Origin of the sequence: Kitasatospora sp. NPDC056273, assembly GCF_042268845.1 — a bacterium.
Taxonomy (GTDB): Bacteria; Actinomycetota; Actinomycetes; order Streptomycetales; family Streptomycetaceae; genus Kitasatospora.
Genome location: NZ_JBHJSJ010000026.1, coordinates 109,795 through 121,341 on the forward strand (window position 1 = coordinate 109,795; position 11,547 = coordinate 121,341).

9 protein-coding genes and 1 pseudogene are annotated in these 11,547 nt (G+C 73.5%); 9 read left to right on the forward strand and 1 reads right to left on the reverse strand.

Annotated elements, in window-relative coordinates:
* Positions 1-25 precede the first annotated feature (25 nt).
* The 8 genes from ACFCY1_RS23500 to ACFCY1_RS23535 all read left to right on the forward strand — a co-directional run bounded on the left by ACFCY1_RS23500 (position 26) and on the right by ACFCY1_RS23535 (position 9,397).
* The gene (locus tag ACFCY1_RS23500; protein WP_375875944.1) at positions 26-1,417 is read left to right on the forward strand and encodes an ABC transporter substrate-binding protein; all 1,392 of its coding nucleotides are present in this window, start codon (positions 26-28) and stop codon (positions 1,415-1,417) included.
* Positions 1,418-1,426: 9 nt separating this feature from the next.
* The gene (locus tag ACFCY1_RS23505) at positions 1,427-2,359 is read left to right on the forward strand and encodes a carbohydrate ABC transporter permease (RefSeq protein WP_375875945.1); all 933 of its coding nucleotides are present in this window, start codon (positions 1,427-1,429) and stop codon (positions 2,357-2,359) included.
* A complete protein-coding gene (locus ACFCY1_RS23510) occupies positions 2,356-3,252 on the forward strand; it encodes a carbohydrate ABC transporter permease (RefSeq protein ID WP_375875946.1) in 897 nt (298 codons plus the stop codon). The genes ACFCY1_RS23505 and ACFCY1_RS23510 overlap by 4 nt, the downstream gene beginning before the upstream one ends.
* Entirely contained in the window at positions 3,249-5,366 is a 2,118-nt protein-coding gene (locus ACFCY1_RS23515; protein ID WP_375875947.1) for a beta-galactosidase, read from the forward strand. Before ACFCY1_RS23510 ends, ACFCY1_RS23515 begins: the two co-directional genes overlap by 4 nt.
* The gene (locus ACFCY1_RS23520; RefSeq protein WP_375875948.1) at positions 5,363-7,534 is read left to right on the forward strand and encodes a trehalase family glycosidase; all 2,172 of its coding nucleotides are present in this window, start codon (positions 5,363-5,365) and stop codon (positions 7,532-7,534) included. Before ACFCY1_RS23515 ends, ACFCY1_RS23520 begins: the two co-directional genes overlap by 4 nt.
* 42 nt (positions 7,535-7,576) lie before the next feature.
* Positions 7,577-8,284 (forward strand): ribonuclease H, encoded by a 708-nt coding sequence (locus ACFCY1_RS23525; RefSeq protein ID WP_375875949.1) that lies wholly within the window; start codon positions 7,577-7,579, stop codon positions 8,282-8,284.
* 112 nt (positions 8,285-8,396) lie between these two features.
* The gene (locus ACFCY1_RS23530) at positions 8,397-9,098 is read left to right on the forward strand and encodes a hypothetical protein (protein ID WP_375875950.1); all 702 of its coding nucleotides are present in this window, start codon (positions 8,397-8,399) and stop codon (positions 9,096-9,098) included.
* Between the two features lie 86 nt (positions 9,099-9,184).
* Positions 9,185-9,397 carry a hypothetical protein gene (locus ACFCY1_RS23535; protein WP_049650531.1) on the forward strand — a complete coding sequence of 71 codons (213 nt, stop codon included), beginning with the start codon at positions 9,185-9,187 and terminating at the stop codon, positions 9,395-9,397.
* 86 nt (positions 9,398-9,483) lie between these two features.
* On the opposite strand, the gene ACFCY1_RS23540 is transcribed toward ACFCY1_RS23535, so the two are convergent.
* The gene (locus ACFCY1_RS23540; RefSeq protein WP_375875951.1) at positions 9,484-10,773 is read right to left on the reverse strand and encodes a hypothetical protein; all 1,290 of its coding nucleotides are present in this window, start codon (positions 10,771-10,773) and stop codon (positions 9,484-9,486) included.
* Between the two features lie 342 nt (positions 10,774-11,115).
* Between ACFCY1_RS23540 and ACFCY1_RS23545 the strand changes: the two are divergent.
* Positions 11,116-11,547 (forward strand): annotated as a pseudogene (locus ACFCY1_RS23545) (hypothetical protein); the annotation flags it as partial.

Consider the following 11,547-nt stretch of genomic DNA (forward strand, 5'->3'; position numbering starts at 1 on the left):
CGGCATTCACCAGTCGGGAGGCAAGATGTCCGCACGAACCCGGCACAAAAAAGATCCCCAACCAGCCCGTGACCAGGGCGAATTGAGATCAGGTCCGGCACGGCGCCGGATCCTCTCCGCCGGACTCGCGGGCGGCGCGCTGCTGATGGCCGGCGCCACCGGCTGCGCGACCGGCGGCGCCGGCGGCACCAGTGCCAAGCAGCTCACCGGCAGCCCGGGCGCCGCCCTCTCCGGCAAGGTCGTCATCTGGTCCTGGGACGTCGCCGCCAAGGCCATGCAACGGCTCGGCAAGGCCTTCGAACAGGCCCACCCCGGCACCACCGTCGACGTGGTGGACATCGGCTACGACAACGCCTACGACAAGATCTCCGTCGGGTTCGGCGCCGGCAGCGGACTGCCCGACATCCTCACCGTCGAGGGCCACAAGCTGCCCACCTACATCGGCAACTTCCCGAACGGCCTGGTCGACCTCACCAGTCGCGCCGCAGGCCTCAAGTCCCAGTACGCGGAGGCGTCCTGGCGGACCGTCACGGACGCCAAGGGCAAGGTCTTCGCGCTGCCCTGGGACAGCGGGCCGTGCGCCCTGTTCTACCGGCGCGACCTGTTCCAGCAGGCCGGCATCGACCCGGCCGGCCTCGCCACCTGGGACGACTACCTCACCGCCGGCACCGCGCTCAAGGCCGCCACCGGCAGGAAGCTGCTCATCCTGGACGCCAAACAGGACAGCTTCTTCGCCATGCTGCTCCAGCAGCAGGGCCAGCGCTGGTTCACCGACGGCAAGGTGGCCGTCGCCACCCCCGCCGCCGAACGCGCGCTCACCCTGCTCAAGCAGCTCGTCGACCGCGACCTGGTGGACTTCGAGAACGGCTGGTCCGGGCTCGTCTCCGGCACCCACGACGGCAAGGCCGCCACCACCCCCACCGCCGCCTGGTGGGACGGCACCCTCACCAGCGACATGGCCGACCTCGGGGGGAAGGTCGGCGTCGTCCCGCTGCCCGCCTTCACCCCCGGCGGCCCCCGCACCTCCAACAGCGGCGGCTCCACCCTGTGCGTCACCGCGCAGAGCCGGAACCCGGAGACGGCCTGGGCCTTCCTCTCCTTCCTGCTCGCCGACAAGGCCAACCAGGCCTCGATGATGCAGCACGAAGGCCTCTTCCCCGCCTACCTCCCCGCCCTGGACGACCCGTACTTCCAGCAGTCCGCCCCCTACTACGGTGGCCAGCCGGCCATGCAGCTGTTCGCCGGACTCACCCGCGCCATCCCCACCGTCGAGCTCACCGCCGACGACTCCAAGGCCGGCGACATCGTCACCACCGCCGTCAACCAGGTGCTGCACAACGGCGCCGACCCGGGCACCGTCCTGCGCTCCGCCGCCCGCCAGATCGCCACCGCGACCGGCCGCCAGACGGTCGGGTAGGCGGGCCCGATGACCAGCAGCCTCCCGGCCACCCTGCGCAAGCCGTCGGCGACCACCCAGGCCGCCCCCGCCCGCCGCCGACGCTCCCCACGCACCGCCGCCTGGCTGTTCGCCGGGCCCACCACCGCGCTCTTCGTCGCCTTCTTCGCCTATCCGCTCGGCGCCAGCCTCTACCAGAGCTTCACCGCCCGCCGCGACGGCGCCGACGTCTGGGTCGGCCTGGACCAGTACCGGCGGATGCTGCACGACCCGGCCTTCCTGCACTCCCTGGTCAACACCGGCCTGATCCTCGCCGTCCAGGTGCCCGTGATGATCGGCCTCGCCCTGGTGCTCGCCGTCCTGCTCAACCAGTCCTGGCTGCGGTTCCGGGCCGGCTGGCGGGCGGTGTTCTTCCTGCCCGCGATCACCACCCTGGTCGCCTACGCCGTGGTCTTCCAGGTCCTGCTGCGCACCGACGGCGGCCTCGCCAACCAGCTCCTCCAGGCGCTCGGCCTCGGCCCGGTCGACTGGCTCAACTCGCCCACCTGGGCCCGGATCTCGCTGATCGGCTCGGTCACCTGGCGGTGGACCGGCTACAACGCCGTCATCCTGCTGGCCGGACTGCAGGCGATCGGCCGCGACCAGTACGAGGCCGCCGCCCTCGACGGCGCCGGCACCGTGCGCACCTACAGCGGCGTGATCCTGCCGCAGCTGCGCCCGGTGGTGCTGTTCTGCGTCATCACCTCCACCATCGGCACCCTGCAGCTCTTCGACGAGAACTACGTGCTGACCCGCGGCGGCCCCGGCGACGCGACCCTCACCCCGGTGGTCTACCTCTACAAGGTCGGCTTCCAGCAGCTCGACTTCGGCTACGCGGCCGCCATCGCCTGGGTGGTCGTGCTGACCATCGCGGCGGTCTCGCTGCTCCAGTTCCGGCTCTACGGAAGGGAACGCCGCCGATGACCACCGCCACCCCCACTGCCGCTCGCAGTGCCGCCGCCACCACCGCGCCGCGTCGCGGCGGCCGCGCCCCGCTGCCCGCCCGCCTCGGCCGGATCGCCGTCCTCGCCGCCCTCACCCTCGGCGCCGTGCTCAGCCTGGTGCCCTTCGCCTGGATGCTGATCGCCAGCACCCACAGCAGCTCCGAACTGTTCCACTCCCCACCGCCGTTCCTGCCCGGCGGCAACCTGCTGCGCAACCTGGCGCACCTCCAGGAGACCATCGGCTTCGGCCGGGTCATGCTCAACAGCCTCGGGATCGCCGTCGTCTACACCGCGCTCAGCTCACTGCTGTCCGCGATGTGCGGCTACGGGCTGGCCAAGTACCGCTTCCGCGGCCGCGGGCTGCTGCTCGGCCTGGTGCTGGCGACCATGATGATCCCCTTGCAGGTGCTGCTCGTCCCGCTGTTCCAGATGATGGCCAGCCTCGGCTGGATCGACAGCTACCAGGCGGTGATCGTCCCCTTCCTGGCCAACTCCTTCGGCATCCTGCTGATGCGCCAGGGCTTCCTGGACTTCCCCGACGAACTCCTGGAGTCGGCCCGGATCGACGGCTCCGGCGAGCTGCGCACCTTCTACCAGGTCGTCCTACCTTGCGTACGGCCGCAGTTGGGCGCGCTGGTGATCTTCACCTTCATGGGCCAGTGGAACGGCTTCATCTGGCCGCTGCTGATGCTCAACACCGAGGACAAGTACACCGTGCCGGTCGCGCTCAACACACTGACCGGGCTGACCCACGTCGACTACTCCGGCCTGATGCTCGGCTCCTTCCTGGCCACGCTCCCGCTGATGGTGCTCTTCCTGCTCTTCCAGCGGCAGTTCGTGGCCGGCCTGCTGGGCGGAGCCGTGAAGGGATGACCACGACCGTGACCACCGACCGCCTGACCGTGACCACCGACCGCCTCACCCGGGTGCCCGGCCTGCTGTACGGCGGGGACTGGAACCCCGAGCAGTGGTCCGAGCAGGTGTGGGCCGAGGACGTGAAGCTGATGGCCGAGGCCGGGGTCAACCTGGTCACCGTCGGCGTGTTCTCCTGGGCCCGCCTCCAACCCGACGCCGACAGCTGGGACTTCGGCTGGCTGGACCGCCTGCTCGACCTCTGCCACCGGCACGGCGTCGCCGTCGACCTGGCCACCGCCACCGCCTCCCCGCCCGCCTGGCTGGTCCGAGCCCACCCCGAACTGCTGCCCGTCACCGCCGACGGCGTCCGGCTGGAGTTCGGCTCGCGCCAGCACTACTGCCCCTCCTCGCCCGCCTACCGCGAGGCCGCCGTCCGGCTCACCCGGGCGCTCGCCGAACGCTACCGCCACCACCCCGCGCTCGCCCTGTGGCACATCCACAACGAGTACGGCGACCACGTCCAGGAGTGCTTCTGCCCCGCCTCGGCCGTCGACTTCCGCCGCTGGCTGCGCGAACGGCACGGCGGCATCGAGGAGTTGAACCGCTCCTGGGGCACCGCCTTCTGGTCGCAGCGCTACACCTCCTTCGAGCAGATCGAGCCGCCGCGCACCGCGCCCGGCCCGGTCAACCCCACCCAGCTGCTGGACTGGCGCCGGTTCTGCTCGGACGCGCTACTCGCCCTGCACCGTGCCGAGAAGGCCGTCCTGGACGAGGTCTCGCCCGGCGTCCCCGTCACCACCAACTTCATGTCGATGCTCAAGGCGCTGGACTACTGGGAGTGGAGCCGGCACGAGGACCTCGTCTCCGACGACGCCTACCCCGACCCGGCCGACCCGCGCGCCCACGTCAACGCGGCGATGAACTACGACCTGATGCGCTCGCTCAAGGGCGGCCGCCCCTGGCTGCTGATGGAACAGGCCCCCTCCGCGGTTAGCTGGCGGCCGGTCAACGTGCCCAAACGCCCCGGCCTCTACCGCCTCTGGTCGCTCCAGGCACTCGCCCGCGGCGCCGACGGCGTCCTGCACTTCCAGTGGCGCGCCTCGGTGGCCGGAGCCGAGAAGTTCCACAGCGCGATGCTCCCGCACCGGGGCACCGCCGCGCGCGGCTGGCAGGAGACCGTCCGCTTCGGCGCCGAGCTGCGCCGCCTCGGCGAGATCGCCGGCAGCCGGCTGCGCGGACGGGCCGCCGTCCTGCTCGACTGGGACAGCTGGTGGGCGCTGGAACTCGACGACCACCCCTCCGCCCGGATGCGCTGGCCCGAGCTGCTCCGCCCCTGGTACGCGGCGCTGCACGAGCGCGGCGTCACCGTCGACTTCGTCCCGCCCACCGCCGGGCTCGACGGCTACCCGCTGGTGCTCGCCCCCAACCTCTACCTGCTCGACACCGCCACCGCCGACCGCCTCACCGCCTACGTACGGGACGGCGGCCGGCTGGTCTGCGGCCCGTTCAGCGGCATCGCCGACCGGCACGACCACATCCACCCCGGCGGCCACCCCGGGCCGCTGCGCGAACTGCTCGGGATCGTCGTGGACGAGCACTGGCCGATCCCGGACGGCGAGACCACCGCCGTACGGCTGGACGGCACCGCGCCTGACGGCCCCCGGTCGGACGGCGCCGAGCCGCACGCGGAGCCGCACGGCGCCGACCTGCGCGCCGAGCGCTGGAGCGAGTGGATCGAGACCGAGGGCGCCGAGACCCTCGCCCGCTACGCCTCCGGCACGCTGGCCGGCCTCCCGGCCGTCACCCGCAATCGGCTGGGCGCCGGCACCGCCTGGTACCTCAGCTGCCACCTCGGCGCCGACACCGGCCGGGTGCTCGACCTGCCGCTCGCCGAAGCCGGCGTGGGCGCCGAACTACCGGACCTCCCGGCGGACGTCGAGGCCACCCGCCGCCACGCCGCCGACGGCCGCCAGTACCTCTTCCTGCTCAACCACGGCGGCGTCGAACGCCGCGTGCCCCTCGACACGACCGGCACCGACCTGCTCACCGGCGCCGCCACCGGCGACGCCGTCACCCTCGCGCCGCTCGGCGCCGCCGTCCTCCGACTCCCCGCCGCCGAGGAGCGCCCGTGAACCCGCTGACCCGCCGCCACTTCCTCGCCGCCTCGGCGGTCGCCGCCGCCGGCACCCTGGCCGCCCCGGCCGCCGCCCACGCCCAGGACGGACCGGACACGGTCGACGGCGAGCGCTACGCCGACGTCCTCGACCTGCACGGCACCCCCGCCCAGGCCTACCCCGGCGACGCCCGCGGCAACAACCCGATCACCGTCTTCGCCGACCTCGGCGCCTGGCACGCCTACGCCCTGCCCCGCCCCACCGACCCCCAGGGCGGCCTCACCGGCCCGCTGTACCTCGCCCAGGAGTACCCCTGGTGGCTCAGCGACGGCCTGACCCGCCTCCAGCTCACCGAACAGGGCCGCCCCCTGGACCTCACCGCCGGCGCCCCCGCCCGCGGCACCTCGCTGCCCGGCCTGCTGCGGCTCACCCACGACCTCGGCGCCGGCCTCGCCCTCACCCTGGACCTGCGCTTCGCCGGCAACCGCACCGCCCTGCTCCGCGCCCGCCTCGCCAACACCGGCCCGGCCGTACGGACCCTCGCCGCCGCCTGGACCGGCCGGCTGCTGCGCCCCGCCACCGGCCCCCAGCGCGAGGCACCGAAGCTGGTCGCCGCCGAACGCGGCGTGGAGGTGCGCTTCGCCAAGGTCCGGCAGACCTGGGACTACCTCACCGACGGCACCGAACGCTTCGCCGTCCGCCACGCCCGGCCCGTCCGGGTCGTGCTGAGCGCCGACGGCGACGGCCACCGCACCGAACTCGCCGAGCCCGTACGGCTGGCGCCGGGGGAGACCCGCAGCCTGGACTGGACCGAGAGCTACACCTTCACCGAGGCCGAGTACACCCGCGCCGCGAAGGAGGCGGACACCGCGCTGCGCACCCCGGAACGGGTCGCGGCGGAGGGCACCGCCCGCTGGCACGGGTACCTCGTCCGCGCCACCGAGGGCGTCCCGGCCGCCCGCCGCCGCACCGCCGCCAAGTGCGTCCAGACCCTGGTCACCAACTGGCGCAGCCCGGCCGGAAGGATCCGGCACGACGCCGTCACCCCCACGCTCTCCTACAAGTGGTTCAGCGGGGTCTGGGCCTGGGACACCTGGAAACAGGCCGTCGGCACCGCCGCCTTCGCCCCCGGCCTGGCCGCCGACCAGATCCGCGCCGTCTTCGACCACCAGGTCCCGTCCGGCTCCGCCGAGCGCCCGCAGGACGCCGGAATGGTCCCCGACTGCGTCTTCTACAACGACCCGGCCACCGGCGGCGGCAACTGGAACGAGCGCAACTCCAAGCCCCCGCTGGCCTCCTGGGCGGTCTGGGAGGTCTACCGGCGCAGCGGCGACCGCGCCTTCCTGCGCGAGATGCTGCCCAGGCTGACCGCCTACCGGGACTGGTGGTACCGCACCCGCGACCACCTCGGCGAGGGCCTGTGCCAGTACGGCGCCACCGTCGACCCGGCCAACGCCACCGCCGAGGACTGCCGGGAGGCGGCGGCCTGGGAGTCCGGCATGGACAACGCCCCGCGCTTCGACACCTCCGCCGTCGTCCCCAACCGAGACGCGAACGGCACGCTGCTCGGCTGGTCGCTCGACCAGCGCTCGGTCGACCTCAACGCCTACCTCGCCGCCGACCACCGCCACCTGGCGCTGATCGCCGCCGAGCTCGGCGACCGGCCCGCCGCCGACCGGCTGCGCGCCGGCGCCGACCGGATCGACACCGCCGTGCGCGACACCATGTACGACCCGGCCACCGGCTGGTTCCACGACACCGACCTGGCCACCGGCGCCCGGCTCACCGCCCGCGGCCGCGGCATCGAGGGCGCGATCCCGCTCTGGTCCGGCACCGCCACCGCCGCCCAGGCCCGTACCGTCCGCCGGCTGCTGCTCGACCCGGCGGAGTTCGGCACCGCCATGCCGTTCCCGACCGTGGCCCGCAGCTCGCCCTCCTTCGACCCCGGCGGCTACTGGCGCGGACTGGCCTGGCTCGACCAGACCTACTTCGCGATCGAGGGCCTGCGCCGCTACGGCTGGGAGCAGGACGCCCGGCGCACCGTCGAGCGGCTGCTGGCCACCGCCGCCGGACTGGCCGGCGACGGCCCGGTGCGGGAGAACTACGACCCGCTGACGGGGGAGGGGCACAGCTCGACCAACTTCAGCTGGTCGGCGGCGCTGCTGCTGCCCCTGCTGCGCACCTGAGCGGCTTTGTCTCCGGGCCGTCCGACCAGGCATGATCGGGGCATGGTCGAACGAGTCATTGCAGCGTGTGACGGAGCAGCCAAGGGCAACCCCGGGCCGGCGGGCTGGGCCTACGTGATCGCGGACGCCACCGGGGCGCCCCAGCGCTGGCAGGCCGGCGCGCTCGGGCACAGCACCAACAACGTGGGCGAGCTGACGGCGCTGCGGCAGCTGCTGGCCGCGACGGACCCGGGGGTGCCGCTGGAGGTGCGGCTGGACAGCACCTACACCCGCGACTCGGTGACCAAGTGGCTGAAGGGCTGGAAGCGCAACGGCTGGAAGACGGCGGCCGGCAAGCCGGTCGCCAACCAGGAGCTGATCCAGGCGATCGACGCCCTGCTGGAGGGCCGGGACGTCACCTTCGTGTACGTGCCGGCCCACCAGGTGGACGGCGACCCGCTGAACGCCATCGCCGACAAGGCCGCCAGCGACGCCGCCCGCACCCAGCAGGACGCCTCCGGCACCGCCGCCGACCTGCCCGTCCCCGACCCGGCCGCCGCCTCGAAGGCCCCCAAGGCCCGCAGTCCCCGTACGGCCTCCGTGTCCTCCACCGGCGGCACGGGCGCCGCCAAGCGGAGCGGCGGCTCGCGTACCCTGAACGCCCGCTTCCCCGGCACCTGCCCGTGCAGCCGCGGGTACGCCAAGGGCGACAAGATCACCAAGGTCGGCAGCTCCTGGGGCCACCCGGAGTGCGCCGCCGCCCACGCCTGACCTGCCACCCACGCCTGACCTGCCGCCCCGTCCAACCGCGAGTACGCCGACGCCGCCAGGTGAGTATCCGTACTCATGCGGCGGCCCGGCCCGGCGGTGGACGATGGTGATCATGAGGAATCGCGCAACGAAGGACGGGCCTGGCCGCCGCACGGCCGTGCGGGTCACGGCGGTGGCCGGGGCCGCCGGGGCCCTGGTGCTCGGCACGGTCGGGTACACGGCGTACGGGGCGGCGGAGGCGGCCTGGACGGGCAAGCCGTACCCCGTGGCGGACCCGGCGGCCGTCGCGCGGCACCTGGACGCCCGGACGCAGACCGTCTACGAGGCCCTCGCGCTGCGCCCGGAGGTGACAGCGGCTCCCGACCACCGCAGGGACGACGGGATCACGGCCCGGATCTACGGCGCCTGCTCCGCCCGGGGCCTCTCCCACCTCCTGGAGAGCATGAACGACACCGGCGCCGACCAGCCCCGCACGGCCGCCCTGCGCGCCCGCTTCACCCTCACCGGGGTCACCCGGCCCGAGTGGGAGGAGGCGGTCGGACGGGCCCGGCAGAGCCTGACCGCCCAGGGCTGGACGGTCGCCTCCTCCGACGAGTCCGCCCCGGTCCCCAGCCTGACGCTGACGCCGCCGGACACCGGCCCCGGCTCCCTCGCGGAGAGCGCCTCGCTGCGCTTCGACCCCGCGTACCACACCCTTGAGGTGAGCGCGGGCAGCGAGTGCGCCAGCTACCCCGACGGCACCGCGGTGGACCAGGAGGGCCGCCCGGCCGACCTGCCGACCGGCACGGCGCCGACCCGGCCGCCCGGCCGGTGACCGCGGCCGGCTCCGGCCGGAGGTGAACAGCCGGGCGCCGCGCACCGTACAGACGAGTGGGCGGGGCCCGAAGGGAGGTGAGCCCGGTGATCGTCTCGGAGACGGCGGAGTTCCACGTCGGGGACAGGGTGTGGGTCTACCGCGAGTCCTCCTACGCCGCGGTCGAGTGCGCCGTCGTGGTCGGCGCCCCGGCGGACCGCAGCCTGCGGCTGGAGTACGGGGACGGTCACCGTGGCCACCTCCGCGAGGGCCGGGTCGAGCTGCTCGACCCGCGCTCCCGGCGGCCGTCGGGCGGCTGACCGATGAGGCGGGGCCGGGAGCACGCGGCCGGAAATACGCGACCGGCCGACCGCTCGGGGGCGGTCGGCCGGTCGGGTCGGTACGGCTACGCCCCGGCGGGGGCGGTCGTGCTGGCGATCTCCTTGATGTCCTGGAAGGTCAGGCCGGCCTCGTTGTAGACGCGGGCCCGGACCTCCGGGATGCCGAGCGCGGCGAGCTCCTTGAGCTGGGCGGCGGTCAGCGGAGCGGCGGCGGGCAGGTCCTCCGGGTCCTCGTCGTCGGAGTCGTCCCCGGCGGTGGCCAGGCCCAGCACCGCGTCCATCAGCTGCTCGTCGGTCACCTTGACGGCGTCGGCCGGGGCCTGGACGTTCGGGGCCGCCTGGCTGAAGGCGAGCTTCACCGGGAAGTTGACGCCCGGCTCCACCTTGTCGGCCAGCTGGGCGAGGTCGAAGGTGGCGGAGGAGAAGGCGCCGTCCTTCAGGTAGAGGTCGACGCCGATCCTACGGTCCGGCACGTCGCTCGGGGCCTGGTCCGGGAAGTCGCCCAGCTGCTTGGGGAACTTGGCGGACAGCGGCTTGACGGCCTTGAACATCTCGTCCACCAGCTGCCGGGCCGGGGCGCTCACCCAGAGGTGCTCGGTGCCGTCCTTCTTGCCCTTGTCCTCGTACGTGACGGTGCGGCCGATCACGTCCTTGATCGAGTTGAGCAGCTGGTTCTGGAGCTCCGGGTCGAGGGTGGGGGCGGCGCTCGGGGCGGCGGCCTTCTTGCCGTCGGACTCCTTCGCCTGGTCCGCGAGCGACTGGAGGTCGAAGGAGACCCACTTGCCGGCCAGCACGTCCCCGACCGGCTTCAGCTGCTCGGGCATGCCCTTGCGCAGCTCGTCCACCACGGACGGGTCCTCGCCGGCCAGCTTGACCAGGCCCTTGGCGTCGGCGTGCAGGTACCCGGTGGCGTCGACCTGACGGTACTCCAGCAGCGCGGTGCCGCTGCGGTCGGCGAGCACGTAGGAGACGCGCACCGACTTGTCGAGCGTCAGGTCGGTGTTCTTGTCGGCCTTGGCGGCGTCCCTGAAGGCCTCGACGTCCTTGAGCGGCTTGTCGGCCGAGATGGCGACCGAGACGGAGAGGCCGGAGATCGCCTTGGCGGTCTTCTCGTCCATGTCGCCGTCGCCCCGGGCGGCACCGATCATGCCCTTGCCGCCCTTGTGCTCACCGGAGTTGGCGAACGCGGCGACCTGCTCGGGGGTGGCGTCGATGGACAGGGTGAAGCCGGCCGACTTGCCGTCGCGGACCTTGTCGAAGGCCTTCGACACCTTCTGCGCGGCGGACAGCTGCTGGACGGTGCCGCAGGCGGTGAGGCCGGCGGCGAGCACGGAGGCGGTGACGGCGACGGGCACGGCCCCACGGGCGGCCGTGCGGATGGCGGTGTTGATGGTGCGACTCCTGTTGATCGGGCCCGCCCGGTGAGGCGGACCGGTCCCTCCCCTGTGACGCACAACGCCACAGCGCCCACACATGTGATCACAGTTTCGGCAAGAGGTCATTCGATTATTTGGCGTGGTCTTTAACCAGAACGGCCAAAAACATGACCAAAACCCGGAAGTCGGGCCCGAGGAGCCTTCCTGATTCCCGGAATCCCGCACGCCGACGGGCCGCCGTTCGTACGATCGGCTCCGTCCGGGACCGGCGGGAGCCGCTGCCGGCCGAGGGAACCGGTGGGAGGGGGAGCGATGGGGCCCGTGGGCTGGATCCTGACGGTCGTGCTGGTGGCCGCCGGAGCGGTGGCCTGGCTGATGCTGCGCTACCCCGGGGGCTGGCGGTGCGCCTTCGGCCCGGAGTACGCCGAGCACCGGCGCGACCTGGACGCCGCCCGAGGGAAGCTCCGCGACCTGAAGCGCGAGGCGGGCCGCGAACGCGGCAGGGCCCGCTCCGCCGTCGAAGCGGCCGAGCGGGCCCACGCGAGCCGGGTCGGCGAGGCCCGGGCGCACCTGGACCGGCTCCGGTCCCCGGACCGCGGGTCGCTGAGGTCCTCCCTCGGGGACAGCCTGCGGCTGTACGACCCAGGGCCTGTCTTCGAACTCGCGTCTGCGGGGCGACGCCGGGGCACGCACCTCGCCGCGTTGTCGTCGGTCGCCAATGCTCCGCAGTGGCTCCCTCCTCCGCCTTGCGAT

Coding starts and splice junctions, on each gene's coding strand:
- ACFCY1_RS23500 (WP_375875944.1), top strand. CDS start 26: ATGTCCGCACGAACCCGGCACAAAAAAGATCCCCAACCAGCCCGTGAC.
- ACFCY1_RS23505 (WP_375875945.1), top strand. CDS start 1,427: ATGACCAGCAGCCTCCCGGCCACCCTGCGCAAGCCGTCGGCGACCACC.
- ACFCY1_RS23510 (WP_375875946.1), top strand. CDS start 2,356: ATGACCACCGCCACCCCCACTGCCGCTCGCAGTGCCGCCGCCACCACC.
- ACFCY1_RS23515 (WP_375875947.1), top strand. CDS start 3,249: ATGACCACGACCGTGACCACCGACCGCCTGACCGTGACCACCGACCGC.
- ACFCY1_RS23525 (WP_375875949.1), top strand. CDS start 7,577: ATGGTCGAACGAGTCATTGCAGCGTGTGACGGAGCAGCCAAGGGCAAC.
- ACFCY1_RS23530 (WP_375875950.1), top strand. CDS start 8,397: ATGAGGAATCGCGCAACGAAGGACGGGCCTGGCCGCCGCACGGCCGTG.